General features: G+C 63.2%; 11 protein-coding genes. 6 read left to right on the forward strand and 5 right to left on the reverse strand.

Annotation, left to right across the window (positions count from 1 at the left end; all coding sequences use genetic code 11):
* Window positions 1-438: 438 nt before the first annotated feature.
* Window positions 439-1,368, forward strand: coding sequence for a DoxX family protein (locus HK353_RS14525; RefSeq protein WP_245396049.1), 930 nt, complete (start codon window positions 439-441; stop codon window positions 1,366-1,368).
* A 79-nt stretch (window positions 1,369-1,447) separates the two neighbouring features.
* Here HK353_RS14525 and HK353_RS14530 read toward each other — a convergent pair whose 3' ends face one another.
* Complete coding sequence (locus HK353_RS14530; protein ID WP_173157270.1) at window positions 1,448-2,560, reverse strand: DUF6882 domain-containing protein; 1,113 nt, start codon at window positions 2,558-2,560, stop codon at window positions 1,448-1,450.
* A gap of 215 nt (window positions 2,561-2,775) precedes the next feature.
* Between HK353_RS14530 and HK353_RS14535 the strand changes: the two genes are divergently transcribed.
* The 5 genes from HK353_RS14535 (at window position 2,776) to HK353_RS14555 (ending at window position 10,772) form a co-directional block, all read left to right on the forward strand.
* Window positions 2,776-4,509 carry an ABC transporter transmembrane domain-containing protein gene (locus HK353_RS14535; protein ID WP_173157272.1) on the forward strand — a complete coding sequence of 578 codons (1,734 nt, stop codon included), beginning with the start codon at window positions 2,776-2,778 and terminating at the stop codon, window positions 4,507-4,509.
* A 1-nt stretch (window position 4,510) separates the two neighbouring features.
* A complete protein-coding gene (locus HK353_RS14540) occupies window positions 4,511-6,631 on the forward strand; it encodes an ABC transporter ATP-binding protein (protein WP_245396050.1) in 2,121 nt (706 codons plus the stop codon).
* Between the two features lie 396 nt (window positions 6,632-7,027).
* Window positions 7,028-8,737: a hypothetical protein gene (locus tag HK353_RS14545; RefSeq protein ID WP_173157274.1), complete on the forward strand. Its 1,710-nt coding sequence runs from the start codon at window positions 7,028-7,030 to the stop codon at window positions 8,735-8,737.
* A gap of 267 nt (window positions 8,738-9,004) precedes the next feature.
* Window positions 9,005-9,499 (forward strand): peptidoglycan-binding domain-containing protein, encoded by a 495-nt coding sequence (locus tag HK353_RS14550; protein ID WP_173157276.1) that lies wholly within the window; start codon window positions 9,005-9,007, stop codon window positions 9,497-9,499.
* A gap of 274 nt (window positions 9,500-9,773) precedes the next feature.
* Window positions 9,774-10,772 (forward strand): hypothetical protein, encoded by a 999-nt coding sequence (locus tag HK353_RS14555; RefSeq protein WP_173157278.1) that lies wholly within the window; start codon window positions 9,774-9,776, stop codon window positions 10,770-10,772.
* A gap of 126 nt (window positions 10,773-10,898) precedes the next feature.
* Here HK353_RS14555 and purQ read toward each other — a convergent pair whose 3' ends face one another.
* The 4 genes from purQ to HK353_RS14575 all read right to left on the reverse strand — a co-directional run bounded on the left by purQ (window position 10,899) and on the right by HK353_RS14575 (window position 14,440).
* A complete protein-coding gene (gene purQ / locus HK353_RS14560) occupies window positions 10,899-11,636 on the reverse strand; it encodes a phosphoribosylformylglycinamidine synthase subunit PurQ (protein WP_101546313.1) in 738 nt (245 codons plus the stop codon).
* Window positions 11,633-11,890, reverse strand: coding sequence for a phosphoribosylformylglycinamidine synthase subunit PurS (purS, locus tag HK353_RS14565; RefSeq protein ID WP_025780534.1), 258 nt, complete (start codon window positions 11,888-11,890; stop codon window positions 11,633-11,635). Before purS ends, purQ begins: the two co-directional genes overlap by 4 nt.
* A 115-nt stretch (window positions 11,891-12,005) precedes the next feature.
* Window positions 12,006-13,451, reverse strand: a complete 1,446-nt coding sequence (locus HK353_RS14570; RefSeq protein ID WP_173157280.1) for an NAD(P)/FAD-dependent oxidoreductase — start codon at window positions 13,449-13,451, stop codon at window positions 12,006-12,008.
* Window positions 13,452-13,576: 125 nt separating this feature from the next.
* On the reverse strand, window positions 13,577-14,440 hold the full coding sequence (locus tag HK353_RS14575; RefSeq protein ID WP_173157282.1) for an ABC transporter permease: 864 nt from the start codon (window positions 14,438-14,440) through the stop codon (window positions 13,577-13,579).
* Between the last annotated feature and the right edge of the window lies 1 nt (window position 14,441).

Here is a 14,441-nt window from a genome sequence, read left to right on the forward strand (position 1 = left end):
CGATCCGATACTCGGGGGTGTAAGAGCGACGCTGTCGCTTCTGATCTGACATATTGAACATCCTTCCAGCAGGACTGCGAATCCCGCTAACTTGGGTGTCCACTATTCGAGGGTAGCCTCACCGGTGCATTCGCGTGTGGGTGCGATGTGTGTGCTTGTTACTACCTGACGGGGGTATTGCTACCTGGCGCGGGGTTGCTGGGCCGCCGTCAGGTAGTAATTGTGAGGAAGGTTCGGAAGGCGTCGGCGCCGGTGACTTGGAGGTCGCGGCCCGTGTGGACATAGTCCTCGGTGTGGTGCGCCATGTGGTGTTCGGTCAGGACTGTGCCGTTCTGTCCGACGACGCTGCGATCGCCATTAACTGTCCTCGTCAGTGGAAACCGATGCCCGTTCACACCCTGAACTCCGAGGGCCCTGCATTGGCTGCTGCGCATCGGATTGGCGATCGCGCTCTTGCCCTACGCCTGGACGAAGATCTTCCACGTTCAGATGGGCTATGCCGACTACGCCGACGCAATAGTCCAGTACGGCGAGATGAGCCCCATGGGTCTGCTGTGGCGGTTCATGGCATTCTCCCCGACCGTTCAAGTCCTGGCGGGTCTGGCCGAGCTTCTCGCCGTCATCCTGCTGCTCTTCCGTCGTTCTGCCTGGCTCGGCGCACTCATCACGGCTCTGGACATGAGCGTGGTCTTCCTGCTCAATCTGACGTTCGACGTGCCGGTGAAGCAGCTCTCAGGAGCGATGGCCCTGGTCGGTCTGATCCTTGTCATCCCCAACGTGCCCCGAATCGCGAGATTCGCACTCGGGCGCAGCGTCGGGCCAGCGGTCAGCGGGCTCATCTGGCAGAACCGGATCTTCGTTCGCATCACCCGCTGGGTCTCCCCGATACTCGCTGTAGTCATCATCGTCGGCAGTGGGCTGGCAACCGGAATCAGTCTCAATTGGGGCCGCCCTGGGACTCCTGAGGAGATCTCAGGTGTCTATACCGTCACCACGTCAGGCAAACCGACCCCGATCGAGGGCACCGACCATACAACCGCAGACATCACTCAGATCGCTTTCGGGCAGATAGGCTCGGGCAAGGGAAAGAGAATGAGCGTGCGGTACTCCGACGGAGACTTCCAGGACGGTATCTACACAGTCGATGGCCAGTCGATCACAGCGAAGCTCTACCCTGTCCGCAAAGGCGCTCAGACTCTTATCCGCGTTCCCTCCGGCACGGTTGAGTTCCGGTACTCGAAGGTCGGAGAGGGGGAGTTCTCTCTTCAAGCAGCGGACTCGGCACTGACGCTGCGCAATGATGATGAGCGAAGGTTCCTCTTCGACCGAGGTTTTCGCTGGGGACCCGAGACGCCCGTCAACCGATGAGAGCCGATGAATGGTCTGGGGCCCCGCCGATCGGCGGGGCCCCAAGCATCCTTCAGGGATCCAACAGCTCAGCGGCGCATCAGCGTCCGAACAGCTTGGAGAACAGGCCCTTCTTCTTCGGCTTGGCGTCCTTGCTCGGTTCTTCCTCGATCGGAGTCTCCGTCTCGGCGGGTTCGACAGACCCGTCTCCGACCAGCCGCTCGTCTTCCGGCTGCTGCTGCTGTCCGCGTGCGGCGTCCGAAGCCTCCGCCGCAGGCTCTGCAGCTTCCTTGGCCTGAGCCTCGGGCGCCGGGGCCGCTTCCGCTGCCGGCTTCTCGTCTGGCACGGACTCCGTGGGTGCAGCTTCCTCTGTCTGCACAGGCGTCGGTGTCGTGGGGGTCGACGCAGGTGGTGCGGCAACATCCTTCGCGGCGGGAGCGGAAGTCGAATCGGTCGCGCGAGAGGCGGCGGCCGCCTCGGTGGGGGTGCTTGTGGGTTCCGCGGCGGCGTACTGCTCGGCGGCCTCGCCCTCCAGCGGCGCATTCAGGTCGCAGTTGGAGATGCGACGCTGATCGTCGAAGGACAGGTCAGCCGAGCCGTCGGCGAACAGCATCCGCAGCCCGCCCTCGGGGAGCTCAGCCGTCGGAATGCCGCGTCTGGCGACGTACGCTTCGATGGCCGCGCGGTGGTCGGTCACCGTCGTCTGCGTCAGTCCCTGCATGAGCGCCCGCACAGAGACCTTGACCTGCGGTGCGGGCAGGGCGATCTCGGCGGCATCGACGAGGAGCCAGACCGTGGTCCCGGCTCCGGCGGCGGCAGGATAGTGGGCCCATTTGTCGGTGGCCTCCTTCGACGCCAGGGTCAGCCGCAGTGCGAGCTCCTCATCGAGGGAGAACTCGGGTGTCGTGAGCTCGCTGACGTCCTCAGCGGCCCCGAACTTGCGCACCTCGTGGGAGAGCCCGACGACGGCATCGGGGAAGTCATTGACATTCTCCCAACCCCACAGCCACGTCTTCTCCCTGCCTGACTCCGAACCGAGCAGATGCGGCCGGGTACGCAGGACGGCGCCCTCGGCAGACGTGAACGTCAGGTGCGGGTCGGAGCTGAAGTCGACTTCCCACTCGGCGTCGGCGATGAGCGCACCGAAATGCGTCTGCACCTCCGTCGAATAGAAGACGGCACGATTGACCAGGTCCTGCAGAGTTGAGCTCATGCTTTCAAGCGTATGCGGGAGCGCCCGAGAATCGAGGAGGCACGCGGTGCGAAGGCCGTGTCAGTGCCTCATGGTGAAGTAGCGATCGAGGCAGAACGCCCCGATCTGCCGCCGGATCGTCTATCTCAGAGCGGAGAATCCATGTAAGGTAGTGTGTCGCGCTTCGCAACTCTCACGACTCAATTGTCAGCCGCTCTTCACTCAGGACGTTCAACGTGGCACTACTCAGCCTGTCCCTGAAATTCGCCAAAAACTACTGGCCGTTCATCATTCTCGTCGTCATCCTGCAGCTGGCTTCGACAATAGCAGCGCTGTACCTTCCCAGCCTCAATGCTCGGATCATCGATGAAGGTGTCGCCAAGGGCGATACCGACTTCATCTGGTCGACGGGTATGACGATGCTGCTCGTCTGCCTCGTGCAGGTCGTCACCGCGATCACCGCGATCTACTTCGGTGCCCGCACGGGAATGGGCGTCGGCCGTGACCTCCGCAGAGCCATTTACCAGCAGGTCGACGACCTCTCGATGCTCGAGGTCGGAAAATTCGGATCCGCCACCCTCATCACCCGCAACACCAACGACGTCCAACAGGTTCAGATGCTCGTGCTCATGACCCTGAACTTCATGGTCTCGACCCCGATCATGTGCATCGGCGGCATCATCATGGCCCTGCGGGAAGACGCCGGGCTGTCCTGGCTGGTGTGGGTGTCCGTGCCCGTCCTGTTCATCGTCGTCGCCATTCTCGTCTACCTCCTCATGCCGCTGTTCCGCCGCATGCAGGACCAGGTCGACGACATCAACGGAGTTCTGCGCGAACAGATCACCGGCATCCGCGTCATCCGCGCTTTCGTCCGCGAACCCTTCGAAACCGACCGCTACGCCGATGCCAACCGTGCCCTGACCGCAACCTCGGTCAAGGTCGGCAACCTGTTCGTGCTCATGTTCCCCGCCATCATGATGATCCTCCATCTCGCGACCGCCGCCGTCCTGTGGTTCGGCGGCCACCGCGTCGACGCCGGGCAGATGGAAGTGGGATCGCTGACCGCGTTCCTGCAGTACCTGCTGCAGATCCTCGTGGCCGTGATGATGGGCGTATTCATGATGATGATGATTCCACGCGCCGTCGTCTGCGCCGAACGCATCGCAGAGATCCTCGACACCCGCAGCACGATGACCATCCCGGCCGGTGTCACGGAGCTGCCCGGTCGCGGCGAGCTCGAATTCCGCAATGTCACCTTCGGATATCCCGGCGCCGAGGTGCCTGTGCTCGAGGGACTGAACTTCACAGCCCAGCCCGGAACGACGACCGCGATCATCGGATCGACCGGTTCCGGCAAGTCGACGATCGTCAACCTCATCCCCAGACTCATCGACCCGCAGGTCGGCGAGATCCTCATCGACGGCACCCCCGTCACCGAGTTCAACCGCCACCAGCTGGCCCAGCTCATCGGTCTGGTGCCGCAGAAGCCGTACCTGTTCTCGGGCACGATCGCCTCGAACCTGCGCTTCGGCAATGAGGACGCCACCGATGAAGAGCTGTGGGAGGCCCTGCGCATCGCTCAGGCCGACGACTTCGTGGCCGAGAAAGAAGACAAACTCTCAGAACGCGTCGCCCAGGGAGGCACGAACTACTCCGGTGGGCAGCGGCAGCGTCTGTGCATCGCCAGAGCCCTGACGGTGAAGCCGCAGATCTACGTCTTCGACGATTCGTTCTCCGCCCTCGACGTCGCCACCGATGCCCGCTTGCGAGCCGCCCTCGACGAATCCACGGGGAACGCCACCGTCATCGTCGTCGCCCAGCGCGTATCGACTATCCGGGACGCCGATCAGATCATCGTCCTCGAGGCCGGGAAGATCGTCGGCCGCGGCACCCATGAGGAACTCGCGGAGGCGAACCCGACCTACCGCGAGATCATCGAATCCCAGCTGACCACGGAAGAGGTGAACTGACATGGCCGACAACACCTCTACCGAAACTGTGGTGGCTGGGGAAGACGAATACATCCCCAGCGGCGAGGAACTGGAGATGAGCGGAGGCACACCTCCGCGCAAGGCCAAGCACTTCTGGCCATCGGTCAAACGTCTGTTCGGACTCATGGCCACGGAGAAGAAGGGCATGTTCTACGTGGTCGCCCTCGTCGTCGGCTCCGTCGTGCTCACCGTCATCGCGCCCAAGGTCCTCGGCAAGGCGATGGACGTCGTCTACTCCGGAGTCATCGGCGCTCAGCTGCCCGCGGGCGCGAACATCGACGACATCATCGCCGGGGCCCGCGCCGAGGGCCGGGACGACTTCGCCGATATGCTCGCCACCGCCGAGGTGGTGCCCGGGCAGGGAATCGACTTCACGGCGCTCGGTCAGATCATCATCGCCGTCCTGCTCATGTACCTCGTGGCCTCGATGCTCATGTGGGCGCAGGGATATATCCTCAATGCCCTGGTCATGCGCGTGGTCTACCGACTGCGTGAGGACATCGAACGCAAGATCAACCGGCTGCCGCTGCGCTACTTCGACACCCGTCAGCGCGGCGACGTGATGTCGCGAGTGACCAACGACGTCGACAACATCCAGCAGGCCCTGCAACAGGCATTCTCTCAGCTCGTGCAGTCAGCGCTGACGATCATCGGCATCGGCGTGATGATGTTCATCGTGTCCTGGCAGCTCGCACTGCTGGCTCTCATCGCTCTGCCGCTGTCGGCGATCATCGCCGGCGTCATCGGTACCCGGTCGCAGAAGCTGTTCAAGGCACAGTGGAAGCACACCGGTGAGGTCAATGGACACGTCGAAGAGTCATTCTCCGGCCTCGACATCGTCAGGGCCTTCGGCCGTGACGAGGTTATGCTCGAGGAGTTCGACCGTCGCAACGAATCGCTGTACAAGGCTTCGGCAGGAGCACAGTTCGTCTCCGGCATGATCATGCCCTCGATGCAGTTCGTGTCCTACCTCAGCTATGTCCTCATCGCCGTCGCCGGCGGCCTCAAGGTGGCGACGGGACAGATGACGCTCGGTGATGCGACAGCGTTCATCCAATACTCGCGCGAGTTCTCGCAGCCGATCTCCGAAATGGCCGGTGTGGCGAATATGCTCCAGTCCGGTGTCGCCTCGGCGGAGCGGACCTTCGAACTGCTCGACGCCGAGGAGGAGGACCCCGACGAGGTGCAGAGGGAGCTGCCCGCGCGCACTCCGGGCAAGGTCGAATTCTCCGAAGTGAGCTTCCGGTATGCTCCGGAGACGCCTCTCATCGAGAAGGTGTCCTTCACCGCCGAACCGGGACATACGGTGGCAATCGTCGGCCCGACTGGCGCCGGCAAGACCACCTTGGTCAACCTCGTGATGCGCTTCTACGAGATCACGGGCGGAACGATCTACCTCGACGGCATCGACACCCGCGACCTCAGCCGGGCCGACCTCCGCTCACATGTGGGCATGGTGCTCCAGGATGCGTGGCTGTTCGAAGGCACGATCGCCGACAACATCCGCTACGGTCGGCTGGGCGCCACCGATGAGGAAGTCGTCGCAGCCGCCAAGGCGACGATGGTCGACAGGTTCGTACGCCAGCTGCCCGACGGCTATGACACCGCCATCGATTCCGACGGCGGCAGCGTCTCGGCCGGCGAACGGCAGCTCATCACCATCGCCCGAGCGTTCCTCGCCGATCCCTCACTGCTCATCCTCGACGAGGCGACCTCGTCGGTCGACACCCGCACCGAGGTGCTCGTCCAGCAGGCGATGGCGGCGCTGCGGACCGATCGGACGTCGTTCGTCATCGCCCACCGGCTGTCGACGATCCGTGACGCGCACACCATTCTCGTGATGGAGGACGGAGCGATCGTCGAACACGGCAACCACGATCAGCTGCTCGCGGCAGAAGGCGCTTATTTCCGCCTGTACATGTCGCAGTTCCGCGGAGAGGATGCCGAGGAGCAGTTCACCGCCGAGGTGCTCGCCGAGGCCGAGGCCGGCGCGCCGGTCGACGAGGCTGCGGCTTCCGACAGCGACAGCGCGGACGGACCGGATGCCGAAAGTGAAAGCCCCGAGGCGCCGGCAGAGGACGGTCCCACTCAGCAGGCCTGATGGTTCCGAACAGCGGCAGGGTCCTCGAGCTCGGGGACCCTGCATCGCATTTACCGCAGAAATCAGATGGTGAACGAAGATCCGGCATAACGTTTTTCAGGGCGTGAATGCCGAAGTCGATCCAAATGTGACACAACTCTGGCCGCTCTGCCGTGCGGCTCACTTGCCACAATTAGAGATTGCTGTGCAGGTGAGAGCGCAGCCTGTGGGACGAACACGTGGTGCGCCATAATCAGGCTGAGCAAACAATATTGCGAAGTGATAAACATTCGGCAAAACACCTCTATCACTTCTGTCATGACCTAAATGAACAAAAGTCGTGCGCTCTCCTCTGCCTGCGTATGGTCCAAGCCATAACTGAAGACGGCAACCGACCAGAACTCTGGAAGGACCATCATGAAACGGTTGGCAATGGCGGCAACGTTCGCTCTGGCACTCTCCCTCGGAGGATGGGGTCAGGCGGCCGCACAAGCAGATGAGCGCACAACTGCGCAGGCGGTCGACGTCCAAGCCGCAGGAGAAGCAGGAAACGGCGACGCAGAATCTCCGGGAACGGAGGACCCGCCCACAGACCCTGGTGGCGACGACGCTGATCCCGGCGCACCCACCGAACCCGGTGACGGGGAGGAATCGACCGATCCAGGAGGCGACGAGAACGCAGCCGATCCCAGCGACGGTGAAGAGGCGGCCGACCCTGGCGAAGGCTCGGACGAACCGACCGAGGACTCGACCCCGATCGAAGCCTCGTTCTCACTCGACCAGTCGTCGATGCCCGTCGACGAGGCAGCCGAGGCCATCCCGTATACCATCACCGGGCTGAAGGCCGGAGACACCGTCACCGCAGGACCCGGCGAGAACGGCTCCATCACCGTCGACAGTGACGGAACGTTCAACGGAGAGCTCCGTGGCAACACCGAGCTCAAAGTCGGCGACGTCGTCGATGTCACCGTGACCGTGGCCCGCGACGGCGAGGAGTCGAAGACATTCAGCGGCAGTGTGGAGATCACCGACAGCCAAGATGACTCGGATGCGGCCGTCAGCGTCGACCCGCAGAGCCAGGGGATCGACTCGTATCTCGACAACGGTGTCGACATCACCGTGAGCAATTGCGAGGCGGGCGAGGAAGTGACCGTCACCATCGTCCGCAAGGGCGAAGATACGAACATCTGGGAAGAGGCGAAGACCGCCGGCGATGATGGTTCGGTCTCCGCATCATTCATGCCCGGCACCGGCGGTGACGAATGGATCGGTGACTTCGTGGTCAGCGCAGAATGCGGTGACACGAGCGCAGAGACGACGTATTCCGTCACTGAAGACGACGATGGCTCCGATGCGGATCTCAGAGTCACCCCGGAGAGCCAGAAGCTCGCCGACTTCCTCGAGAACGGTGTCAACATCACCTTCGTCGACTGCCATGTCGACTCCGAGGTGAAGTTCCAGGTGAGCTCAGCGAAGGACCCCGACACCGTGATCTGGGACGAGTCCCAGGAAGCCGGTGAGGACGCAGCCGGGTCCGTCCAGTTCCTCCCTGACGGTGACGGCGGCAAGGGCTGGGTCGGTGAATTCATCGTCATGGCCTCCTGCGGCGACAAGAGTGCAGAGACTACGTTCACGGTCACCGATGACGGCAGCGTCGTCGACCCCCAGCTCTCGATCAACCCGGAAAAGATCTCGGGAAAGGACTTCATCGACCGAGACCAAGGTGTGCAGCTGATGGTCAACGAATGCGTACCGGATGCTGAAGTCCACTTCGAGGTCTACTCCGGGGACAAGAGCGAGAAACTCTACGAACAAACCGCGACGACCAATGAAGAAGGAACGGCCGGAATCCACGTCTACGGTCTCGGGGATGATCCCGCGTACTACGTCGGGACTTACCAGGTCTTCGCCGAATGCATGGACGTCAGCAGGTCAGGAGAGTTCGAAGTCACCGGCGGCGAGTCCGGTGGCGGCAACGGAGGAGACTCCGGCGAAGCCGGCGGATCCGGGGGCGGTTCGTCGATGCCTCGCACCGGTGCCGAACTCACCGGTCTGACCGCAGGTGCTCTGCTCATCCTCGGCGGTGGAGCAGCCATCGGCCTGGCACGCCGGAAGAACAAGAGCTGACAGTGACCGGTGACCCGTCGGGTTGGTGACTCCACCCGGCCCGACGGCGAGAAGCGGTCCTGGCGGAAGCGATCGGCCCCGGTTCCTCGACTCCTGGTCGAGGAACCGGGGCCGATCTGTGCTGTCCTCACAGGCAGTGCCGACCAGTTCGCGTGCACGCCCGTTGAGTCTCGTCGGAGCCTTGCCGGTGCAGGAACAACGGGCATTAGCTTGGTCGTCGTGGAGGCAAGGAAGCTTCCGCGAAACCGATGAACGAGGAGCACAATCATGTCCAATCCCGGTCAGCCCGAAATCAAACGCGGCGATAAGGGCACCGCGGTCCTTCGCGCCCAGCGAGCTCTGCGGAGAACTCCCGATCTCAGCGTCGCAGTCGACGGTGATTTCGGACCGGACACCGAAGCGGGGGTCAAACGGTTTCAGGAGAGCGCCGAACTGACGGTCGATGGCATCGTCGGAAAGGACACCTGGGAAGCACTTCCGAACGGTGGTCCGATGCCTCTGCTGAAGACGGGGTCGAAAGGCGACGTCGTTCGCGACCTGCAGAAGGTGCTCATCTCTGGTGCAGGCAGCGGCGATTGGCCGTCGCCGGGCGAAGCCGACGGAGACTTCGGGGCCGGCACGAAGGAGTCTGTGGAGGGCTTTCAGAAGTGGGGTGCCGTCGACTCAGACGGCATCGTCGGGGACAGAACCTGGGCTGTCCCACTGCACGCCACGAACAGCACTCTCGAGACCGCCGTCGGACTCGACTGGGCCGAAGACTGAGTCCGGCCAGGTTGCTGCTGACAGTTCTGGTCCCCTGCTTCCGAAGTCGCGAGCAGGCGACCGCGGCCTGAAATCTCCGAAATCGGCAATAACAATTCAGCCTGCCGAACTCTGCGGAGTGATGACGATGTGATCGACAGTCTGATCGCGGCCTGTGCAGCCGTATCAGCTTGCCTCAACCGGAGCAGCCAGCTCCGAACCAACCTCGCTGGAACAACGGAGATGACCAGGAACGACAGCGCCGCCTCGGCGAGAGTGCCGCTGTGGGCGGTGCGTGATTCTGAACGGCGGCTCGGCGTTCGAATCGGCAGGTCACGTTGACGTCACGGAACAGGTCGGATTGCTGTTTCGAAGTTGTCATGACCACAATGTTCAGAACTCCACAGATCCCTTTCGTCGTGACTACGGTCGCACCATAACCGAATACGGCCGTTCAACCCGGCGCCGCTTTCAAAGCGTCACCGGCAAGGATGAAAGAAGGATGATCACAATGAAGAAGCTCGCACTCGCCGTGACCGCAGCCCTCGGCATCTCTGCCCTCGCAGCCGGACCGGCGGCGGCTCTGAGTCTCGACGCCGCACCTTCGGGCTCTGTGCCAACCGACGAAAGTCACTCGAGCGAATCTGGGGCAGCAGAGGAGGAAGGCTCGGAGGATGACCCCAAGTCTCACGATGAAGATCTGGCGCTGAGGTACGCGACGATGACACTGTACGAGGTCGCGCACGGCAAGGGAATCGAATACACCGTCGACGGGCTCAAAGCAGGGGACGTCGTCACCACCAGTCTCAACGACAAAAAGTCCGTTGTGAAGAAGGACGGGCCGTTCGACGGCTCGGTTGTCGTGGATGAGGAACCGGACGTCCCGACAGCCCTTCCGTTCATGGTCTATGTTGAACGCGACGGCGAGAGAGTGAGGGAGATGTCCACCAGTGTCGACCTCATGGCGGAGGGCGATCGAGGTGAATACGACGATGGCACTCTGTTGATGAACCCAGAGGAGGACACGAACGACACGGCTCTCGGCACCGACGGAGTCAATCTCACAATGGTCAACTGCTCGGCCGAAGACGAGGTCGTGTTCCGCGTGTTCAAGAAGAACACGGATGGTCAGACGAAGGTCTGGGAAAAGCGCCAACTCGCCGGTGAAGATGAGTCCGCATCGGTCCGATACATAGCGGATTCAAGCAAGGACCTGTGGGGCAATTACGTCATCACTGCAGAATGCGGCGGCCTCGAAGACTCGGCGCCGTTGCAGGTGTACATCGACGAATAGAGGTCCGTGATCACTCAACCCGCAAATAGAATGCAAACGACGCCAGGTCCTCAACTCAGAACAGTGCCTCTGAGTTAAAGCCCTGGCGTCGTTCGTCTGTCGGTGTCGCAGGGACCGCCGGCCGGCTCAGCCCTTGGCGACGAGCGTGCGCACGGCCGAGGAGAAGAACCCCTGACCGTCGATTCCGCCGCCGGACTCGGGCCCGAAGCCGGCCTCGACGGCGTGTTCGGGGTGCGGCATGAGACCGACGACGTTACCTGCTTCGTTCGTGATTCCGGCGATGTCGCGCAGAGACCCGTTCGGGTTGAAGCCCTGGTAGCGGAAGACCACGCGTCCGGTGGACTCGAGTTCGTCGAGCACCTCGTCGGTGGCGACGTACCCGCCCTCACCGTTCTTCAGCGGAATGCGGATCGTCTGACCCTGCTCATAGTCGCTCGTCCACGCGGTGTTCGCGTTCTCCACAACCAGGTCCTGATCACGGCAGATGAAATGCTGGTGATCGTTGCGGATGAGCGCACCCGGCAACAGATGGGATTCGCAGAGGATCTGGAAGCCGTTGCAGATGCCGAGCACCGGCATACCGGCATTCGCCGCAGCCACGACGGACTCCATGATCGGAGCGAATCCGGCGATTGCGCCGCAGCGCAGGTAGTCACCGTAGGAGAAACCGCCGGGCAGGATGACGGCGTCGACTCCGGACAGAGTCGAATCCGCATGCCACAGGTTCACCGGGTTCGCACCGGCCAGACGAACGGCGCGAGCGGCATCGCGGTCATCGAGAGTTCCGGGGAACGTGACGACTCCGACGGAGACACCGGACTCAGGCGTCGCCTCGGCGGTGGGATCAGCCGCGACAGCGGTCACGATGCGTCCTCGGCCACGCGGACTGCCACCACGTTTTCGATCACGGGGTTCGACAGAAGCTTCTCTGCGGCTTCGCGTGCCTGGGCGAGGACCTCCTCGGTGGCTTCGCCGTCAACCTCGAGTTCGAACCTCTTGCCCTGACGAACCTCACCGAACCCGGTGAAGCCCAGACGGGTCAGTCCGCCGGAGATCGCCTTGCCCTGGGGGTCAAGGATCTCGGGTTTGGGCATCACCTCAACGACGACACGTGCCATGCGTGTACTGCTCCTTTGTGAAAGTGTTCGGGAGTTCCTCCCGCGCTCACCCAGAGTCTACCAACCACGGCCGAATTCCCCGCCCGCGGTCCGGGCGTCGGACAGGCCGGAGCCCTCAGGAATCGAAGCCCATGCCCACTGCATCGAGGACCTTGAGCAGAGGACCGCGACGGCCCTCGTTCTCATCGGCCTTGATCAGCGCATTCGTCGTCATCTTGATGCCCAGCCACGCCACCGGCTCGGGCGGGAACGGCAGGGGCAGCTTGCGCACCATCTCGAGCTCGGTCAGTTCGGTGGCCTCACCGGAGAGCAGATCGAGCATGACCGTTCCAGCGAACCGAGACGCACCCACTCCGAGCCCGGTGAACCCCGCAGCCATGGCGACCTTCTTCCCATAGGCGCTGGTGAAGAACGAGAAGAACCGTGAACAGGTGTCGATCGGTCCGCCCCATTTATGGGTGAACTTCAGCCCGACCAGCTGCGGGAAGGTCTCGAAGAAGTGCTCGGCGAGGGTCTCGAACGTCTCGGGCCGCTGATCGTATCTCCACGACACCTGCCGCCCGAAGTGGTAGACGGCGTCCCAACCGCCGAAGAGGATCCGGTTGTCAGCGCTCAGCCGGTAGTAGTGGAATCTGTTTGCACAGTCGCCGATGCCCTGACGGCCCTCCCACCCGATCGCAGCCATCTGCTCGTCGTTCAGCGGCTCGGTCATCAGCGCATAGTCGTAGACGGGAACCGTATGCAGACTCATTCGCTTGAGCAGCGAGGGGAACACATTCGTCGCCAAGGCCACGCGCTGCGCGGTGATCGTCGACGATGCCCGCGACGAGGCAGCCGCCCCCGTTCCGCCGCCCGTCGTACGTGCGGCCTCGCCGGTGGGCTCGGTGGTGACTTCGACGGTGGTCTTCCGATCACTGACATCGGTGACCTTCGTGCCCTCATAGACCTCGACACCGAGTTCGCGGATGACCCGCAGCAGCTCCCAGCACAGCTTCGCCGGATGGACCAGCGCAACCTCGCGGGAATCCCACAGCGCACCCTTGTACGTCGGCGACTTGACGATCCCCGCGAGCTCCTGCTGGTCGAGGAAGATGAAACCGGAATCGGGATCGTGGGCCTCACGCAGCTCGGCGACCTGGTAGTCCTCGGTGGCGACATCGAGTTCGCCCGTGCGTTCGAACTCGACGTCCATCCCGTACTTCGCCACCGCTGCTTCGATGGCGTCGAGGTTCTCCCGGCCCAGCTGCGCGAGCCGATCGTTCTCCTCCGGCAGGTGGGCTTCCCCGTTGTCGTAGCCGTGAGTGAGGCTGGCCGCGCAGAATCCGCCATTGCGCCCCGAGGCGGCCCACCCGATCGAGTTCGCCTCGACGAGCACGACCCGACGGTTCGGGTCCCGCTCCTTGGCCTGCAGAGCAGTCCACAGACCCGTGAACCCGCCGCCGACGACGAGGAGGTCGGTCTCGCGGTTCTCCTGCAGCGGCGGCAGCGGCTCCGGACGGAGATCGGTGTCGAGCCAGAACGGAACGGTCGAGGCGTCGGCCAATGCGGCATTGACGTCCATGTCACTTCACTTTCTTCGCAGTGCGGTCGGTGGGCACTCTGCCGGATAGGCAGGTGCGGGGTGGTGCGGAACGGCGGGCCGGCGCGAGCCGGCGAACTTCGGGGCCGCCTCGGTGATGGAGTGCCTCATGCGGCCATCGTCTTGATGATCTCCGTGGCGTTGCCGCCGGCCTTGCGCAGGACGAAGCCGACGAAGCCGAGTGCGGCGAGGGTGAGCACGAACATCACCGTCGACATCGCCGCGACCTCGGGGCGCAGGGCCACGCGGACGGCGGAGAAGATGTAGACCGGCCACGGAGTATAGCCCGGCTGTTGGACGAAGCTCGAGAGGATCGTGTTGTCGAGGCTGACGGTGAACGACATCAGAGCACCGGCGAGGATGCCGGGTGCCGCGATCGGCAGGGTGATGTCCTTGAACCGGTTCCACGGGGTGGCACCGAGATCGGCGGCGGCATCCTCGAGCTGGGTGTCCATTCCGGCGAGCCGGGCCCTGACGATGAACGTCACGATCGCCATGGAGAACATCGCGTGCGAGATGATGAGCCTGACCAAGCCGTTGTTGAGCGGGGTGATGCCCCAATCGACGCCGACGGTGACGAACCACGGCAGGAACGAGATGCCGTCGACGATCTCGGGGGTGACAAGCGTCAGTCCGAGGATCGCGGTCAGTCCGAGTGCCCACCAAGCGCCCCTTCGGGCCCGAGCCAGAGCGACTCCGCCGAGGGTGCCGAATACCGTCGAGACGATGGCGGTGCCGACAGCGGCCTGCAGGCTCGTGACGATTGAGGAGACGATGATGTCGTTGTTGATGCCGCTGATGTAGGCGTGCAGGCCGAAGCCGCGGAAGTTCGCGAGCACCTTGCCGTTGTTGAACGAATAGGCGATGATCACCGCGATCGGCACGAACAGGTACACGAAGACGAGGATGCCCCAGACGTGCAGGGCGATATCGGTCGGTGTCCGACGTGCGAACGTGTTCTTCTTCGGCATC

It is taken from the genome of Brevibacterium permense (assembly GCF_013280495.1).
Lineage (GTDB): Bacteria > Actinomycetota > Actinomycetes > Actinomycetales > Brevibacteriaceae > Brevibacterium > Brevibacterium permense.

What these genes read in the sequence shown, in the direction of transcription:
- HK353_RS14530 (WP_173157270.1), bottom strand. Translation starts at nt 2,560, where the DNA reads ATGAGCTCAACTCTGCAGGACCTGGTCAATCGTGCCGTCTTCTATTCG.
- HK353_RS14540 (WP_245396050.1), top strand. Translation starts at nt 4,511, where the DNA reads ATGGCCGACAACACCTCTACCGAAACTGTGGTGGCTGGGGAAGACGAA.
- HK353_RS14545 (WP_173157274.1), top strand. Translation starts at nt 7,028, where the DNA reads ATGAAACGGTTGGCAATGGCGGCAACGTTCGCTCTGGCACTCTCCCTC.
- HK353_RS14550 (WP_173157276.1), top strand. Translation starts at nt 9,005, where the DNA reads ATGTCCAATCCCGGTCAGCCCGAAATCAAACGCGGCGATAAGGGCACC.
- purS (WP_025780534.1), bottom strand. Translation starts at nt 11,890, where the DNA reads ATGGCACGTGTCGTCGTTGAGGTGATGCCCAAACCCGAGATCCTTGAC.
- HK353_RS14570 (WP_173157280.1), bottom strand. Translation starts at nt 13,451, where the DNA reads ATGGACGTCAATGCCGCATTGGCCGACGCCTCGACCGTTCCGTTCTGG.
- HK353_RS14575 (WP_173157282.1), bottom strand. Translation starts at nt 14,440, where the DNA reads ATGCCGAAGAAGAACACGTTCGCACGTCGGACACCGACCGATATCGCC.